General features: G+C 43.1%; 15 protein-coding genes and 1 rRNA gene. 9 read left to right on the top strand and 7 right to left on the bottom strand.

Going from position 1 to position 16,250, the window contains the following annotated elements; genetic code table 11:
- Together FLL45_RS14835 and tyrS are read right to left on the bottom strand one after the other, a co-directional pair.
- A 16S ribosomal RNA gene (locus tag FLL45_RS14835) occupies positions 1–72 on the bottom strand; the annotation flags it as partial.
- A 474-nt stretch (positions 73–546) separates the two neighbouring features.
- The gene (gene tyrS / locus FLL45_RS14830; protein WP_142942858.1) at positions 547–1,848 is read right to left on the bottom strand and encodes a tyrosine--tRNA ligase; all 1,302 of its coding nucleotides are present in this window, start codon (positions 1,846–1,848) and stop codon (positions 547–549) included.
- A 222-nt stretch (positions 1,849–2,070) separates the two neighbouring features.
- Here tyrS and FLL45_RS14825 point away from each other — a divergent pair, with 222 nt between their 5' ends.
- From FLL45_RS14825 to FLL45_RS14810, 4 genes are all read left to right on the top strand, one after another.
- Positions 2,071–3,489 (top strand): OapA family protein, encoded by a 1,419-nt coding sequence (locus FLL45_RS14825; protein ID WP_142942836.1) that lies wholly within the window; start codon positions 2,071–2,073, stop codon positions 3,487–3,489.
- Positions 3,489–4,661 carry an anhydro-N-acetylmuramic acid kinase gene (locus FLL45_RS14820; RefSeq protein ID WP_142942835.1) on the top strand — a complete coding sequence of 391 codons (1,173 nt, stop codon included), beginning with the start codon at positions 3,489–3,491 and terminating at the stop codon, positions 4,659–4,661. Before FLL45_RS14825 ends, FLL45_RS14820 begins: the two co-directional genes overlap by 1 nt.
- A gap of 9 nt (positions 4,662–4,670) precedes the next feature.
- Complete coding sequence (locus tag FLL45_RS14815) at positions 4,671–4,973, top strand: TfoX/Sxy family DNA transformation protein (protein WP_142942834.1); 303 nt, start codon at positions 4,671–4,673, stop codon at positions 4,971–4,973.
- Positions 4,974–5,153: 180 nt separating this feature from the next.
- Positions 5,154–6,803, top strand: coding sequence for an acyl-CoA dehydrogenase family protein (locus tag FLL45_RS14810; RefSeq protein ID WP_142942833.1), 1,650 nt, complete (start codon positions 5,154–5,156; stop codon positions 6,801–6,803).
- A gap of 59 nt (positions 6,804–6,862) precedes the next feature.
- On the opposite strand, the gene FLL45_RS14805 is transcribed toward FLL45_RS14810, so the two are convergent.
- Positions 6,863–7,774: a pseudouridine synthase family protein gene (locus FLL45_RS14805; protein WP_142942832.1), complete on the bottom strand. Its 912-nt coding sequence runs from the start codon at positions 7,772–7,774 to the stop codon at positions 6,863–6,865.
- A 146-nt stretch (positions 7,775–7,920) separates the two neighbouring features.
- Between FLL45_RS14805 and FLL45_RS14800 the strand changes: the two genes are divergently transcribed.
- The gene (locus FLL45_RS14800) at positions 7,921–8,187 is read left to right on the top strand and encodes a hypothetical protein (protein ID WP_142942831.1); all 267 of its coding nucleotides are present in this window, start codon (positions 7,921–7,923) and stop codon (positions 8,185–8,187) included.
- 41 nt (positions 8,188–8,228) lie between these two features.
- Here FLL45_RS14800 and erpA read toward each other — a convergent pair whose 3' ends face one another.
- The 3 genes from erpA to FLL45_RS14785 all read right to left on the bottom strand — a co-directional run bounded on the left by erpA (position 8,229) and on the right by FLL45_RS14785 (position 9,956).
- Complete coding sequence (gene erpA, locus FLL45_RS14795; protein WP_142942830.1) at positions 8,229–8,582, bottom strand: iron-sulfur cluster insertion protein ErpA; 354 nt, start codon at positions 8,580–8,582, stop codon at positions 8,229–8,231.
- Positions 8,583–8,756: 174 nt separating this feature from the next.
- Entirely contained in the window at positions 8,757–9,242 is a 486-nt protein-coding gene (locus FLL45_RS14790) for a bactofilin family protein (RefSeq protein ID WP_142942829.1), read from the bottom strand.
- Between the two features lie 9 nt (positions 9,243–9,251).
- Positions 9,252–9,956 (bottom strand): DUF6776 family protein, encoded by a 705-nt coding sequence (locus FLL45_RS14785; RefSeq protein ID WP_142942828.1) that lies wholly within the window; start codon positions 9,954–9,956, stop codon positions 9,252–9,254.
- Between the two features lie 413 nt (positions 9,957–10,369).
- Here FLL45_RS14785 and FLL45_RS14780 point away from each other — a divergent pair, with 413 nt between their 5' ends.
- Together FLL45_RS14780 and FLL45_RS14775 are read left to right on the top strand one after the other, a co-directional pair.
- On the top strand, positions 10,370–12,148 hold the full coding sequence (locus FLL45_RS14780) for a chloride channel protein (protein WP_142942827.1): 1,779 nt from the start codon (positions 10,370–10,372) through the stop codon (positions 12,146–12,148).
- A gap of 158 nt (positions 12,149–12,306) precedes the next feature.
- On the top strand, positions 12,307–12,735 hold the full coding sequence (locus FLL45_RS14775; RefSeq protein ID WP_142942826.1) for a CopD family protein: 429 nt from the start codon (positions 12,307–12,309) through the stop codon (positions 12,733–12,735).
- 101 nt (positions 12,736–12,836) lie between these two features.
- Here the strand turns inward: FLL45_RS14775 and FLL45_RS14770 are convergent, their stop codons facing one another.
- Entirely contained in the window at positions 12,837–14,150 is a 1,314-nt protein-coding gene (locus FLL45_RS14770; protein ID WP_142942825.1) for a hypothetical protein, read from the bottom strand.
- A gap of 485 nt (positions 14,151–14,635) precedes the next feature.
- On the opposite strand from FLL45_RS14770, the gene FLL45_RS14765 reads away from it, so the two are divergent.
- The gene (locus FLL45_RS14765; RefSeq protein ID WP_142942824.1) at positions 14,636–15,040 is read left to right on the top strand and encodes a hypothetical protein; all 405 of its coding nucleotides are present in this window, start codon (positions 14,636–14,638) and stop codon (positions 15,038–15,040) included.
- A gap of 116 nt (positions 15,041–15,156) precedes the next feature.
- Positions 15,157–16,170, top strand: coding sequence for an aspartate carbamoyltransferase (locus tag FLL45_RS14760; protein ID WP_142942823.1), 1,014 nt, complete (start codon positions 15,157–15,159; stop codon positions 16,168–16,170).
- The last annotated feature ends 80 nt before the right edge of the window (positions 16,171–16,250 follow it).

The raw sequence follows: 16,250 nt of genomic DNA, 5'->3' as shown, positions 1-16,250 counted from the left end.
CTGCCGTTCGACTTGCATGTGTTAAGCATACCGCCAGCGTTCAATCTGAGCCATGATCAAACTCTTCAGTTTAAAGTTCTTAAATAGCTCAAAAGAATACTGATTAAATTAGGAAATTAAATTACTTAATAAATCAAGTAACCTATCTCAAATCAATCAATGGTGTATCTCTTGATAAATTTTGTGGTCAAAACCACTGTGAATTCATCAATGAGTACCCACACAGATTGCTTTTTCTTCAATGTTTCAGAACATCGCTCCTGAGGACATGCTCAGCAAGCTTGGGGCGCGAATTATACTAGCTTCAGACACCCTGTCAACAATCATAATGACTTATTTTTTAAAGTCTTTTTTGTTGACCCATTCTTCGGTGATTTGCGTTGCATTTCCCCCGAAGCGGACGCGCATTATAGGGGGTTGAAATTTGTTGGCAAGCTTTTTTTAATGAAAAGATAAATTTATTTTCAGATCGGTTAATTTACATCCAAAAAACAAAAAAGGCGCTTCATCGAAGTGCCTTTTCCGACTCCCGTTTCACGACTTATATCAATCGCCAAGGACAAATAAATGGTTCTTCTTACGACCGAGTTTAACCAAGAAAAATTTGCCAAAAAGAGCCTTCTCTTGCGCGAACGTCTGAGAATTATTCATATTGTCGGCAGAACCTTTTGCTTCCCCGTTAACCAATACGGCATTGCGACCCAGTGCATCCTTGGCCTCACGTGCAGCATTAACCATACCGCATTCAGCCAACAAACTCGTCAATGGCTTTTCTCCCATTTCAACTGGCAGTTCACTACTCGGTAAGCCATCTTGCGCTAACTGCTCGAGGTCACTCTCACTTAAATCAGACAACGAGCCACTGAACATTGCTTGAGTAATTCGTTCTGCTGCAGCAAGACCTTCGTCACCATGAACCAGCTTGGTGACTTCACGAGCGAGGATACCTTGCGCTTCCGGACGACCTTGCGCGTCTTTGTCTTTTTCTTCAATTGCAATAATTTCCGCTTCACTCAAAAACGTGAAGTACCGTAAAAACTTGTATACATCTGCATCGGCCGTATTCAACCAAAATTGGTAAAAAGCATAGGGACTCGTTTTCTTAGGATCCAACCAAATAGTACCACTCTCTGTTTTACCAAACTTGGTCCCATCCGCTTTAGTGACTAGAGGTAAGGTAATGCCAAACACTTGCTGACGATTCATACGACGGGTAAGGTCGATTCCTCCAGTGATATTTCCCCATTGATCACTACCACCAATTTGAATGGTACAGTCATAACGTTTATTGAGCTCAGCAAAATCATAGGACTGTAAAATCATGTAAGTGAACTCGGTAAATGAAATACCAGCACCTTCGCGATCAATTCGTTGTTTCACTGACTCTTTTTGAATCATGGCGTTGACTGAAAAGTGTTTGCCCACATCTCTTAGAAAGGACAAAACGTCTACATCTTTAGTCCAGTCAAGGTTATTAGCGACAATAGCCGAGTTTTCGCCACAATCAAAGTCAACGAATTGACTCACTTGCTCTTTCAGCCGCTCTACCCAACCTTCTACAACCTCAGCGGAATTGAGTTGTCTCTCAGCCGCTTTGAAAGATGGGTCACCGATAAGGCCAGTCGCTCCACCGACTAGAGCGATGGGTTTATGGCCATATTGTTGAAAGCGCTTTAATGCTAACAAGGGCACCAGACTACCAATATGCAAACTATCCGCGGTTGGGTCGAAACCACAATAAACCGTTTTAGGGCCCTCAGAGAGGTGCTCTTTTAATTCATCTTCAGCTGTCATTTGCTGAATCATGCCGCGCCAGGAGAGATCCTGAATTAAGTCTTGCTCTGCCATATTTTTACCAACAAAAACCTGATTTACTCGATAAAACCAATTCTCAAGGCCATATTTTGGCCTCATCATTAATAAAGCAGCGATTAGCCGCATTAGGATTTTAAATCCGGCGCGAAGTTCGATAATATTGAGACCGCAACCGGACTAGCCTATTTTCCGGACTTTGAATACAATCAAAATCAACGCCAGCGCGCATTTTATACGGAACTCAAGCAAAGTTGTATGATTAAACACGATTACAAGCCACAAAATAACAAAGAGTTCGTTAGTCGTTCCCATAAACTGCCTTTACCGGAATGGATGTTCCATCCTTACCTCATCGGTTTTATGGCAATTTGTATCTTAACTTTGACATTGATCTTGTCTGGTTCTGAGCCTGAACCAGAAACGTTAATGGTGGTTGAAGAAGTTAACCAAGAAATCGAGGTTGTCGAAACTAACATTGACAATAAACAATACTCAGATCCGATTGAAATCCCCCTCGAAATTAAACGCATACAACCAGAGACAGTGTCGATAGCGGCTATTGATAGTGAGAATAATTGGAAAAGCGAATCGGTTCGCAAAGGTGACAACCTCTCCAAGATATTTCAGCGAATCGGCCTAACGCCGCAGCAAGTTCACCAAGTCATCACCCTCGATGAAAACACCAAGATGCTGAAAAACCTCAAGCCAGGCGAAGTTCTCGACTACCAGTTATCCAACGATAAAGATTTAATGGCTCTCAGGTATACGATTGATATTCAAAAAACGCTGTTTATCGAAAAAGTCGATGGCAGCTTAGCCAGCCGCTTCGAAAACAAGTCGATCGAATACAGAACGGCCTATGCTCAAGGCGTCATAGAAAACTCACTTTTTGCAGCAGGCAAAGCTGCAGGGTTAACGGATACCCAAGTCATGCAGCTGGCTAATATTTTTGACTGGGACATCGATTTTATTTTGGACATCCGTAAAGGCGATAGCTTTTCAATGCTTTATCAGGAAAAGTATTTAGAAGGTGAAAAAATTGGTAATGGCGAAATTTTAGCCGCCGAGTTCGTCAATCAAGGCAAAAGCTTCAAAGCAGTGCGCTACACTGATATTAACAATTCGACCAGCTACTTCACGCCAGAAGGTTTGAGCATGCGCAAAGCGTTTTTGCGCGCCCCGTTGCAATTTAAATATATCAGTTCCAACTTTAAACCACGACGCTTCCATCCAATCCTCAAAAAATGGAAAGCTCACCGGGGAATCGATTATCGGGCAAAAACAGGAACGCCTATCCGTGCCGCCGGAGACGGAAAAGTTATTGCTTCAAGCTATAACAAATTTAATGGTAAGTATGTCTTTATCCAACACGGCCAAGGCATAGTCACTAAATACTTGCATATGTCTAAGCGCGCCGTTAGTCGAGGTAAGCGTGTCAAACAAGGCCAAGTGATCGGATATGTTGGTGCTACCGGTTTAGCCGAAGCGCCACATCTGCATTATGAGTTTGTTGTCAATGGCGTGCATCGAAATCCACGAACGGTAAAACTACCGCAAGCTGAGCCGATTGATAAATCAGAAAAGGCACGTTTTACCAATGCGACACGTCCATGGCTTACGCAGTTATATGCACACAACTCCGTTAAAAATAGTGACAATACAGTTGCCCCTTAATGTCGCAGATTCATGATGAAAATTCAGACTCCGAACTCTACATTGGCTTGATGTGTGGAACGAGTATTGATGGAGTCGACGTTGCGCTCGTTAAGATAGACCAAGCTCGATGCGAACTTGTTGAGCATTACCTCCATCCAATAACCGCTCCCATAAAAGATTCGCTTCGACAGTTGTGCAGCCTTGCTGATAACGAGTCAAATTTGAAAAGCCTGGAAAATCGTATTGAACTGATGGGCAAATTGGATGTGCAAATGGGCCATGTGTTTGCGGCGTCAGTTAATCAGTTTTTATCTATTAAAAACATCCCTAAGGAAAAAATCAAAGCTATCGGTAGTCATGGTCAGACAATTCGACATCAACCTAAACTCGAGTTTCCTTTTACACTGCAGATTGGTGATCCCAATATCATCGCGCTAGAAACGGGCATTCAAACGGTCGCAGATTTCAGGCGCATGGATATTGCCGCCGGCGGTCAGGGCGCACCATTAGCTCCCGCGTTTCACAATGCCGTTATGCGGTCGACAGAAGAAAATCGCATTATTTTGAATTTAGGTGGCATCGCCAATATAACTTATCTTCCCAAGGAGTCAGAGAGCGACGTTATTGGATTCGATACCGGGACAGCCAACACTTTGATGGATGCTTGGTTTATGAAACAACATCCAGCTCGAGTTGATGATTTCGATCGTGACTCAGGATTCGCCCAAAAAGGGGAAGTTGACCAGTCGCTTTTAACACATTGTTTAAACGATCCTTACTTTGAACTAGCCCCACCCAAGAGTACTGGTAGAGAGTACTTCTCTATCGATTGGCTTGAAGAGAAAATAACGACATCTGATAGTAATGCATCGCCAGCTGACGTACAAAAGACGCTCCTCGAATTTAGTGCAATTACGATTGCAAAAGCCATTCAAGATTTATCTTTAGACGCCTTCAATGTTTATACTTGTGGAGGTGGTACTCATAACCGTCTGTTAATAGAACGTATCGAACATCACTTAAAGCAGACTATTTTTGCCAGCGATAAAATTGGCATTAGTGGTGATTATTTAGAAGCGATGACCTTTGCTTGGCTCGCTCGGCAAAGACTGCATCTCCAAAGTGGTAATTTACCCTCGGTCACCGGCGCTTCCTCAGAAAAAATTCTTGGGGCCCTATACTTGCCTTGATGATAAACCATGCAGTGTTCGAAAACGCCAATAATACAATGCAGAAACTTAGGGCCAGTGAGCGCTAAACAACTCGCTAACTACGGTATCAAAACGCTTGGCGAATTAATCGAAACTGGTGCTATTGAAATTTTTGTATCAATAGCAGAAAAGTCGAACAAGCAACCGAGTTTTAACTTGCTTTATGCAATGTTGGGGGCGATAGAAAACAAGCACTGGACAGAGTATAAAAAGCAAAAAGGGGAACTCGCACTAATCGTTGAGTCACAACTAGAACTTAGACAGTTACAAAAAAAGAACTCATGTTTTTGAAGCGTATCTGACGATTTCCTACATCCATGTTATAGTTTCCTTCCTATTAAGCTAATTTGGACAAACCGCTTATTAACAAAAAGCGCAGTTCAACACCTATGTTTTAAACGTATTTATTAGAAGGTATTTGGCTGAACCATTCTCGATTAACTTTTTATTACTCAAGTATCACTACTCGCTATGTCAAACGATTTTACTTACCAAACCCATCAGGTACTCAATCAACCAGAACCGCTTTGCGAATACAATGCTTATTCTAGTGATCGGATACTAACCCACTATGTTGACCAATTTGCGGGAAGTTGGGGCGAAGGACGATTGGTTCAGTATGGCTACAAGGTAGGCCATGAATTGTTAGATGCTGGATTTGCCGCGAACAAATACAAACCAGAATTAGAATCACACGACCGATTTGGCCGCCGGATCGATCAGGTAAATTATCACCCGGCCTATCATGAGTTAATGCGAGCCGCTATCGAGATCGGTCATCACTCTATCCCTTGGAAGGAAGCGCAACCTGGCGCTCACGTGGTGAGAGCCGCAATTGAGTACTTACACTATCAAGCCGATCCCGGCAGTGGCTGCCCGCTCACCATGACGTTCTCGGCCGTACCAGCAATAAAGTTACAAGAAAATATCGCCAAAGAGTGGCTACCGAAGATTACCGCCAACATTTATGACTCAAGAAATATTCCCTTCTTCGAAAAAGAGGGGCTCACAATCGGTATGGCAATGACTGAAAAACAAGGCGGGTCCGATGTACGCGCCAACACGAGTCGCGCCAAAGCACTGGACCAAGCGGGCCCCGGAGAGGCCTATCTTTTGACGGGGCATAAATGGTTTTGCTCCGCGCCTATGTGCGATGCGTTTTTAGTACTCGCACAAACCAACCAAGGTTTATCTTGTTTTTTATTACCGCGATGGAAACCTGACGGTGAAAAAAATTCACTCTATATACAACGCCTTAAAAATAAAATGGGCAACGTGTCCAATGCTTCCTCCGAAATCGAATTTCGAAATGCATTTGCATGGTTAATCGGTAATGAAGGTAAAGGTGTTAAAACAATTTTAGAGATGGTTTCCATGACCCGATTTGACTGCATGGTGGGTTCGGCAGCTTTAATGGGATTGGCCACCGCACAAGCAATTCATCATACAGGTGGCCGCGATGCTTTTGGGAAGAACCTTCATCAACAACCATTGATGCAAAACGTCCTCGCCGATCTCGCCCTCGAATCTGAAGCCGCTTTAGCAATCAGTATGCGGTTAGCCAAAGCACTCGACAACCTCGACAGTTCAAGAGAATCGCAGCTGATCAGGTTGGGGACAGCCATTGGTAAATATTGGGTATGCAAAAGGGCATCTCTTCATACGGCTGAAGCCATGGAGTGCATCGGTGGCGTCGCGGCAATCGAAGAAAATGTTTTGGCGAGACTGTATCGTGAATCACCGGTCAACGCCATCTGGGAGGGCTCGGGTAATATTCAATGCTTAGATGTCGCGCGCGCAATTCTCAAAGAACCGAAAGTTTTAGCCTCGTTTATGGCAGAGCTAAAGTTGGCGCAAGGCAAATATCAATTGTTTGATGACAAATTGAATGAGATTAAGCAGGAAATCAACACCCCAATGCAAGAATCACAATTGAGAGCTACTGTGGAGAAGCTTGCTTTGGTGTGGCAAGCATCAGCGCTTATCCAATTTTCGGAAGACTTTATTGCAGAAACTTTCATCAATAATCGGCTTAACTCAAATGCCAGCCGCATGTTAGGCACGCTTGATCAATCCACTCCGTTTGAACGCATTATTCAACGAGCTCGCCCTAGAGTTTGAAGACTCGTGGAAAACATAGCATTAATTTTTTGCTCAAATCATGTTATTGGTTTCTTGAATTATTTAGGCAAACTAAACTCATAACGCTTGTCATCATCAGATAGTTTGAACCGCAAGAAGCACGACTCTAACTGAAGATCCGCTCGCTCATTTCTTGACAATCGATTCTTTGCACGAATTTCCCCAGTCGGTATGCCCTTTGTGAGTTCGTTTATTGTTGGAGTTTTTAGCGCATCAGGAAAATTATTGCCGTAAAGCCTATCGCCCACTACCGGATAACCGAGGCTAGCTAAGTGTTTTCTAATCTGATGTTTACGACCCGTCTCAATACGCACGATTAAAGCAGATTGATTGAGATTTTCATTATAACTCGATTCTAAGATCACGGTTTTTGCTTGTTTTTCATCGATATCCGAATCAATTAAATCGATAGTTGGAAAGTTTCCCTCAACTGATACTCGATAATGTTTTTCGACTTGTCTATTTTCAAACAAGGCAGTCAGTTTTCGAGCGGTCGATTTATTGTGGGCGACCAAAATCAATCCACTGGTCGCACGATCGAGACGATGTACTTGGAAAGCAGGTCTATCGGGAAAACCATTTTGCTCAACCCAACGACAAATTGAGTTAGCGTCTCCCCATTTGGTACCTTGAGAGAACATCCCTTTAGGTTTATTCCAAACACTGAAATCTTTTGCATCGGCGACAAGCTCAGGAGGGTTAATCTGTTGAGTTAAGATTTGCTCATCAAAATATAAATGGATTTGTGTGCCGATGCCGAGTTTACGTTGACTTCTGCGAACTCGCTTAGTTGATTTTCCCTGGGTTAGCCACACTGAGCCCGCTTGCAAAATTCGTTTGAGTTTTTGCTTGGAAAACTCCGGACAAATCGCTTGCAAATGCGCTATGAGTGGCAAGTTTTCCTTGTCTACAAAAACATGTTTCTCAATTTTAGATGCGGAGTCATTCATAAGTGTGGATTGTCTCACAAAAAAACGGGATTTCTAACGCTACTCGTTCATTTTTTAAAATCTAGACTAGATTAGTTGGGTGGATTGAGCGACACAACTCTCAAGCTAGCAAACATTTTTACTATTGATTTAAAAGGATCGGCATCATGAAAAATTTAGGACTATTGCTAACGACTTTCGGAACCCTTTATATTCTACTCACACTTTTCGGCTTAAATTATAGCTTTGTTACTTGGATCGATAACTGGGGAGAATCCATCGGCTGGTCAATTCGCGGCGCCGCGCTGTTGTTTGGCGTTCTGCTTTATACTATCGCGCTTTACTTAGAAAGCAATTCGCCGATTGAAGCTGATGCCGATGCCGCTAATTCGACGAGTCTCAGCGAAAGCTCGCTGCAAACAGAGGAAGCATAAAAAAGGCGACCAAGGGTCGCCTTTCTCGTTTTTGCGCATCACTATATCGAAAACGATGACCCGCAACCACATGTCGTCGTTGCGTTTGGGTTCTCCACAACAAACCGCGATCCTTCTAAATCTTCTCGATAATCTACCTTAGAGCCAACTAAATATTGAAAGCTCAATGCGTCGACAACCATCGAAACACCATCACGATTTATCACCATGTCATCGTCGGCTTGTTTTTCGTCGAAAGTAAAACCGTACTGAAATCCAGAACACCCGCCACCCGTTACATAAACTCGCAGCTTAAGTGCTTCATTCTCTTCTTCGGTCACCAACTCTTTCACCTTCGCGCTCGCTGCTTGGGTGAAAATAATTGGACTCACTGATGCTACGCCTGTTGCAGACATAAGAAACTCTTTACTGGTAAAAAACACGACTTAATGAACGCGATTATTCCCTAATCGGCTCGCAAAGGCAAATCATCACAGAGTTATTTCATAGGACATTACTATGATATAACCCTGCAATATATAAGGGATTTCTGTTTATTCAAAGACGAAACCAATCGTTATTGGCAACAATTACGACTTAGCTGCGGTGTCGACTTCTAACTCTGTTTGTGGGGAAGGTTCGGCCTTAGTTTTGTCAGCATTTTCTGCTTCTGCCTTGTTTTGATGGGCGAGTAGTTTAGGTTTTTCTTCTTTGTGCAACATTTGCCCGTTGACTTCTGCCCCCATGGCCATCTCGATAAGTTTGTAGTAGACATTACCTTCGATTCTGGCATCTGACATTAATTCAATATGTTCAAGTGCGTGCACATCCCCTTTAACTCGGCCAAATACCATTATGTGCGGGACATTAATTTCCCCTTCTATGTAGCCATTCTGGCCAATGGTTAATAGTGAGTTTTCAAATTCTTCTGCGGTGATATCCCCTTGTACATGACCATCGATATGCAGCACGCCGGTAAAACTGATATTGCCATTGATCTTGGCTTCTTTGCTAATCAATGTATCCGCCGCACCCGCTTTGGCTTTTGGCGATTGATTCTTCTTTCGACCCAACATACTGTTCTCCTAGATGGTCCAGTTAACTTGTGTTTGTGCTGTTTGGTTTTTGCGAAGCCCTCGGGTTCTGGCTTCTATCGTTATATATTCTGCGGTAAAACCTTCCGGTAAAGAAAGCTCACCTTCGATATTTTGAAAGTATCTAAATTGGAACTGAAAATCTTTATTACTAAAAGTACCTAGTTCACGAAACGGATAGACTTTTACCACCTCACCCACTTTACCATGAACCTTGAGTTGCACTTCGCCTTTCAAAAATTGCTCATGTCGACCCACCTGAGTGAGTACTAACTTAAAACGAGGGTTACTCTCGGGAGATGGTTTTATTAAATCAAATTCGGCGATAGTCAAACCTTGCTTATCAAGTTCGGGTGCCATTATATTCCGATAAAAGCGAAGCTCAGACTGAAGTTGACGCTCTGACTCTTGCAGTTGTTTGACTGTTTCAACGAGCTGCTGGTTTGACTGATTATCGACTTTGGCCGTTTGCGCTTGCATCACAAGACTTTCATTAGCTTTCAGGTACGCCCGCTGAACTTTATCCAACTCTTGTTGCAAGTTGGCGACGTTCTCATTCAACGCTTCTTGAATCGCTTTGTCGTGAAATCGACCGATAAAATAGGTAATCAGAATAACGACTAATGCCAAAGCGGCGATACCGACGTACCAGAGCGTCGGCTTTTGTTCTTTTATGACTAATTGTGGACCTTGCATAAGAATTCTTTTACTGATTTCGAGCCCTATGCTCGTTTAAAAATCATCAACTGTATCGAAAGCTATCCACCTTCCCTTGGCGGCACCTGCGAATAAGTGGTTGTAGCGCAACAATATCCGCGGGGCGCTCAAATTAATCGATTTTGAGATTTACGACAATAATAATCGGCATATTAGTACATTCGGACTCACAAGTCTCTAAAAATATCAGACGGTGGGCGATAAATTCATATTTTATTTGTCTTTTTTATCAATAGGTTATATGCTGTTCTTAAAGTTATTTAGGAAAACGAGCAGCATTTCCGACATTTTATGTAAAAGTTCACTACATTCTTATTTTGTGCACTCATTACAAGGTCGCCCTGCAACTAAAGTAAAACCCAATTGAGCTTGGCAGATACCAATAAAAATCAATGTCCTTTATAGAAACAATTCGCTTAAAACTCGGTAGCTTAAACGCGCTCCCCATTTTGACTGTAATGGGTCTTGTGTGTGGATTGCTCGCTGGCGGCGTTGTTATCTTATTTAGATTATTCATCGAAAGTGGCTTGGTGCTCTGGCACTCAGGCGAAGGCGCTAATGATTTTGAAGGGTCACCTTGGTGGTTTCGTTTAACGTTACCCCTAGTCGGCGGTTTCTTAGTTGGCTACGTCCTCCACAAAGTTGGTAAAGAGAGACGCCAAGTTGGTGTCGGCCACGTGCTAGAAAGGATGTCTTTTCACCAAGGTTATATGAATTGGCGAAATGCGGTAGTGCAGTTTGTTGTTGGAGGCATGACGATTGCCTCAGGGCAATCAGTCGGTCGAGAAGGGCCTGGTATACATCTCGGCTCAACTGCTGGCAGCTGGCTGGGTCAGAAAATGCACTTACCCAATAATAGTATTCGTATCCTGGTTGGTTGCGGGACGGCCGCTGCAATTTCTGCAAGTTTCAACACGCCGCTAGCCGGGGTTATTTTTGCGATGGAAGTCGTCATGATGGAGTATGCCGTGGCGAGCTTCATTCCATTGATCATCGCATCGGTGACGGCAGCAATTATGTCACGAATTGTTTTTGGAAATGACGTGGCATTTATCGTTCCCTCTTTAGATCTTCAATCCTTGTGGGAAATTCCTTACTTTATCTTATTGGGGCTCGTCATTGGAGTCGTTGCGAGTTTCTTTATCATGGCGACTAGAGTCGTTGCCACTCGAGCAAGAGATTGGTCGAGCTGGTTAAAGTGCGGAACCGCGGGTACTTGCTGTGGAATAATTGCACTCGGTGCGCCACAAATTATGGGAATCGGCTACGATACCGTTAACTCGGCATTGCACGGCGAATTAAGCTTACAAATTTTGGCAATTGCTTTCGTTGGTAAACTCTTAGCGACTATTATTTGTTCTGGTTTGTCGCTGCCCGGCGGAGTCATCGGTCCGGCGATGTTTATTGGGGCAACACTTGGCGGCGTTCTGGGAGTCTTTGGCGGATACATGTTTCCGAACTATGCGTCCGATTACGCATTTTATTCAATGGTTGGCATGGCCACGATGATGAGTGCAACCCTTCAAGCACCACTCGCAGCCTTGATGGCTTTACTCGAATTAACCAACAACCCGAATGTTTTACTGCCAGGAATGCTCTCCCTGGTAATCGCTAATTTAATCGTTTCTCAGCTGTTCAAGCAGCCATCAATATTCGAATCACAATTACGCGTCAAAGGTCTCGAATTAAAAGTTAATCCATTGTCCCAATTTTTACGGAGTGTCGGTGTTGCGGGCTTGATGGAACGTAAGATGGTAGTCCAAGACAAGTACTTGCCCTTTGAACAAACTGAAAAGCTGTTAGAGTCGACGCCGCGTTGGATTTTAATTATGGAAGATAAGGTCCCCAAATATCTTATGCTCGCTAATGATCTAGCTCGATATTATTTTGAGCAAAAAGAAAAAGACGCTGAAGATAAAAAAAATGCCGAAGAGTCGGGAGAAATGTACGAAGCCCCAGAACATGGCGATATAGACTTGTTTTCGATACCTGCAGACCGACAAGACATTGCCTCGGTTTATTTACAAGCAAACCTTGAAGAGGCGCTCGACACGATGGATCGTGAATCGGTTGACGCAGTCTACATATTCAGAACCACTGCACCACTCAATGATAAAATATACGGGATACTAACTCGTGAGGCGATTGAGTCACACTACAGTTATAAATAGCTCGAGCCATAAACAACAGGTCGCAAATATTTGAACCCATTGGCTCAGAATCACGCTACCGGCAACGAATCTAACAAAACAAAAGACTTTAATGTTTTTCGCGTTTAAACTATCGGTGCCAATTTACCGCAACTTTTAAAAATCGAGCGAACACTCTCATGCAAGACTGGTATCTGTATATCAAAGCATTCCATATCATTTTTTTTACTAGCTGGTTTGCAGGACTCTTCTATTTGCCACGAATATTTGTCAACTTAGCGATGGTCGAAGACAAAAATACTTACGATCACCTATTGATAATGGCAAGAAAGCTGTATCGGTTTATCACGCCATTTTTATTTATCACGGTCGGACTCGGCGTATGGTTACTGTATTTAAATTCTGCTTGGATGAAGATGGGATGGATGCATGTGAAACTAGCGCTGGTGACAATTCTCATTGGTTACCATTTCTTATGCGGCAACCATTTAAAAAAATTTCAAACTAAAACTTTTGATAAAGGGCATATATTCTATCGCTGGTTTAATGAGTTTCCGGTGATCATTCTTTTTATCGTTGTCGTATTAGCGGTCGTGAAACCTTTTTAGATTGACCAGGTTTTCTAATGTTCAACATAAATAAATAGACCGCTATCTATCCTTATGTCAATTTTGATTACAGTCAGTAACTCGCAAGTTTTTGTCAGTTGTTATTGATAAACTTCAAACTTAACGATGCGAGTCCGAGCAAATGGGATCGTCACATCGCCTGTTAACGACTTTTGGAACAGCCAAATCGACCTGTCTGACGTGCGCGACAAGATACCTTCAAAAACTCGCCCATCGTCACGCGTTACGCGTACTTTTTCTTCAAGGAATTCTGCGGCGCGATTTAAGTTCATCGCTTTATACTCTCGAGTAATCACTACCTGCTGATATAGCGGTGAAGTCGCACCCAATTTTGCCGCTCGCTCTTTCATCAAATTTTCAGCGATCAAATTAAAGTTCTCACCAGTCCAACCTTCAAAATAATCTGATACCTGAGTACCATTTACACTCACCCTTAAACCACTTAGATCACGAAGTTCCTCAAAGGTATAATAGTTAACCCCTTCGAATTCAAAGTTAGCTTTAGGTTGAATAAACCAAGCAAGTTGGCTATCTGGTTTTATCGCGGCTTGATAAGCCGCTTTAAAATCATCCTTAACCGAAATACCCACACTGGATAATTGCTTGTCCACTTCAGTAATATGTCCCGCGTAGTATTCATCAGTTGTAACACCTTCTCGAATTGCGCAGTACTCAGCTTTCTTTTGATTAAAACCTCTATCTTTTTTGCGAACTTCCAATAGCGCCAACTGCGGTGGAATAACGCGTTCTTGAAACTGACCTATTCGTCGTTCTTCAAGCGACTCCAACCATGCCATAACACCACTAATATTGATTTGGTAAGTAACATCGAACATTTCTTCAACATCAAAGTTGCCGTTGAAAACCACACTTCCACTATATTTATCTAATAAATAAAAATGTTTTCCAGAGAATGCAATGTAGTCAAAACCCATTGCTTCTAATTCAACTGGACTGATGCGATCATGCTGGCCGCAAAATGCAGCATCGAGAATATTTGCAGAAGTTGGCGCTTCGTCCGTTTTGACAGCTTTCAGTAAGGTATTATTGAATGGGATGAGCACGTCCGTTAAATAAAGATGCCCGTTTTCGGGAAGCTGTTGCTCTCTTAAGCTTGATTCAAGAAAAGCGAGATCGTAAAGGTTACCCGCTGAAAAGCGCAATTCGCCAATTTCAATGTTTGCTTGGATCGAATTAATATAAATTCTGATTGAGTTGATCCTCACTTCACCGGTGAGGTTAATCTTGGCCGACTCATAGTCAAACTCGGCAAAGGCGCCGATCATATTAGCAAAGCTATCAATATCTTTTTCAAGCTTCCACTGTGCTGTAAGCATGGCGGCGGCCGCTAAAATAATCGCCAACAAAAGATATTTGACTAAAAACCGAAGCATAAGGCTCGCATCCTACCGAGTTGCGTCTAACTTAACTTTAGCTAATAATTCGCTAACTGACTAATTATGTTAGTATTTTTAATATTATCTGAGCACATCCTACCTTTTTGAGACTGTAAATACAAAAAGATCAATCACAAAACCGGTTAAATTCAGTGTTTCGTCACAAGAGATAATTAAATAAAGACATTCAGATAGCCGCTATGAGATGGGCGCCCGCTCGTAGGCCGCCAAGCAAAACCAAAGGGCGAGTGACTAATTTCACTGGTTTTTACCCATTTTCGAAGCAATAAGGATAGTGCGACGCAAAGCAATAGTAAAAAGACTATAATGGCAAACTCTGGCGTGGTTATTGTGCAGAACACGACGTCTGCGAATGACACATAATGAATAAGATATTTACCGAGTTAAAAGCGCAACTTTCAGCTGCTAACTCAACGTGACGATGATCACTCTCGTATAATGATGCATACAGGTGTCTCGACTTGAACGAAAACCAGCTATTTAACAACCTCAAAGCTCTGGAAGACGCCTCTTTTCCGAAGGCGTGCAGTAACTGTGGCAAACGCTATGAAAATGAACAGGCATTTATTAGTCAAACTACAGCTTACCAATCAGCCCCTCAAGTCTCTGAGTCCATTGATGAGGCGGGTAACACCTATATCAAAATTGCTCGCCAATGTGCTTGTGGACAAGCAATCTTAGATCATTTCGGCGATCGCCGAGATACCAGTGAGCAAGGTGATGTGAGGCGCTTGGCCTTTGATAAAGTCGTTAAACAGCTGGTCGAGCATGGGTTAACCGCTGAGCAAGCGCGAGAAGAGTTAATTAATCATATGCACAATAAGAAAAGCCCGCTCCTTGAGAAGCTAGGCGTTTTTACCCGATGAGCTTATTTGTCGTGCAATTGTATTCAGATTAACCTCATGCAAACTAGGCAGTGGTATTAAAAAAGACTAAAATAGCCGCACTTTTCTAATTCGCTTATTCTCGCTGGGATGTCACCGTGAAACTCAAAGGTCAGCACTTACTCTCTGTAAAAGACGTATCACTCGAACTGATTAATGACCTATTCAAAGTTGCTGAGTCGATGCGCCCTTATGCGACTCGTCAAAAAGTGACTCGAGTGTTGGAAGGAGCGGTTCTCGGCAATATGTTTTTCGAACCCAGTACTCGCACGCGAGTCAGTTTTGGTTGCGCCTTCAACTTGCTCGGTGGTGAAGTAAGAGAAACTACCGGGCTTTCCAACTCTGCGCTCGCTAAAGGTGAATCCCTCTACGACACAGCTCAAGTGCTTTCAGGTTATAGCGATATAATTGCGATGCGCCATCCAGAAGCCGGGTCAGTTGCAGAATTTGCGCACGGCAGCCGAGTACCGGTGATTAACGGCGGCGATGGTCCCAACGAGCACCCAACTCAGGCGTTGCTCGATTTATTTACTATTCATCAGGAACTGGCCAGCCAAGACAGAGGTATTCAAGACCTTAGCCTGACGCTTCTCGGCGATTTAAAACACGGTCGAACAGTGCACTCGCTTTGCCAATTACTTGGGCTTTATCAAGGCTTGAAAATTCAATTGATCTCGCCGGAAGCGCTCGCCATGCCTACCAAGTACGTAGACATATTAACCAATGCTGGACATCAAGTGGAAATTGGCAACACCCTCGAACAAGGGTTGCCGCAAGCCAATGTAATTTACCAAACCAGAATTCAAGAAGAGCGATTTAGCTCGCAAGAAGAAGCTAATCGATATCGGGGATACTTTAGGCTGAACAAACAAATTTATTCTCAACACTGCCAACCTAATGCTGTCATCATGCACCCGCTTCCTAGAGACTCTCGCAACGATGCTAATGAGCTAGACAACGACTTAAATACAGAACCGGGACTGGCGATTTTCCGCCAAACTGACAATGGCGTTTTAGTCAGAATGGCATTGTTTGCTTGTATCCTCGGCGTTGAAAATCAGCTTCATCAATATGAGCGCGAGGTCAATTGGTTTGTCGGCTTGGACGATTAGAATCAAGACGGTATTGGAGTGAAGGGTGTTGGATATTGGCTGTTGAATAACGCCGCGCATATATTGAATATCATGCACCG

This window comes from Aliikangiella marina, assembly GCF_007004765.1.
GTDB lineage: Bacteria > Pseudomonadota > Gammaproteobacteria > Enterobacterales > Kangiellaceae > Aliikangiella > Aliikangiella marina.
This window is presented reverse-complemented; position numbering and strand designations above follow the sequence as displayed.

Excerpts from the sequence above, each read along its gene's own strand:
- erpA (WP_142942830.1), bottom strand. The coding sequence starts at position 8,582 with ATGTCTGCAACAGGCGTAGCATCAGTGAGTCCAATTATTTTCACCCAA.
- tyrS (WP_142942858.1), bottom strand. The coding sequence starts at position 1,848 with ATGGCAGAGCAAGACTTAATTCAGGATCTCTCCTGGCGCGGCATGATT.
- FLL45_RS14790 (WP_142942829.1), bottom strand. The coding sequence starts at position 9,242 with ATGTTGGGTCGAAAGAAGAATCAATCGCCAAAAGCCAAAGCGGGTGCG.
- FLL45_RS14770 (WP_142942825.1), bottom strand. The coding sequence starts at position 14,150 with ATGCTTCGGTTTTTAGTCAAATATCTTTTGTTGGCGATTATTTTAGCG.
- FLL45_RS14775 (WP_142942826.1), top strand. The coding sequence starts at position 12,307 with ATGCAAGACTGGTATCTGTATATCAAAGCATTCCATATCATTTTTTTT.
- FLL45_RS14800 (WP_142942831.1), top strand. The coding sequence starts at position 7,921 with ATGAAAAATTTAGGACTATTGCTAACGACTTTCGGAACCCTTTATATT.
- FLL45_RS14785 (WP_142942828.1), bottom strand. The coding sequence starts at position 9,956 with ATGCAAGGTCCACAATTAGTCATAAAAGAACAAAAGCCGACGCTCTGG.
- FLL45_RS14825 (WP_142942836.1), top strand. The coding sequence starts at position 2,071 with ATGATTAAACACGATTACAAGCCACAAAATAACAAAGAGTTCGTTAGT.
- FLL45_RS14815 (WP_142942834.1), top strand. The coding sequence starts at position 4,671 with ATGCAGTGTTCGAAAACGCCAATAATACAATGCAGAAACTTAGGGCCA.
- FLL45_RS14780 (WP_142942827.1), top strand. The coding sequence starts at position 10,370 with ATGTCCTTTATAGAAACAATTCGCTTAAAACTCGGTAGCTTAAACGCG.
- FLL45_RS14820 (WP_142942835.1), top strand. The coding sequence starts at position 3,489 with ATGTCGCAGATTCATGATGAAAATTCAGACTCCGAACTCTACATTGGC.
- FLL45_RS14810 (WP_142942833.1), top strand. The coding sequence starts at position 5,154 with ATGTCAAACGATTTTACTTACCAAACCCATCAGGTACTCAATCAACCA.
- FLL45_RS14805 (WP_142942832.1), bottom strand. The coding sequence starts at position 7,774 with ATGAATGACTCCGCATCTAAAATTGAGAAACATGTTTTTGTAGACAAG.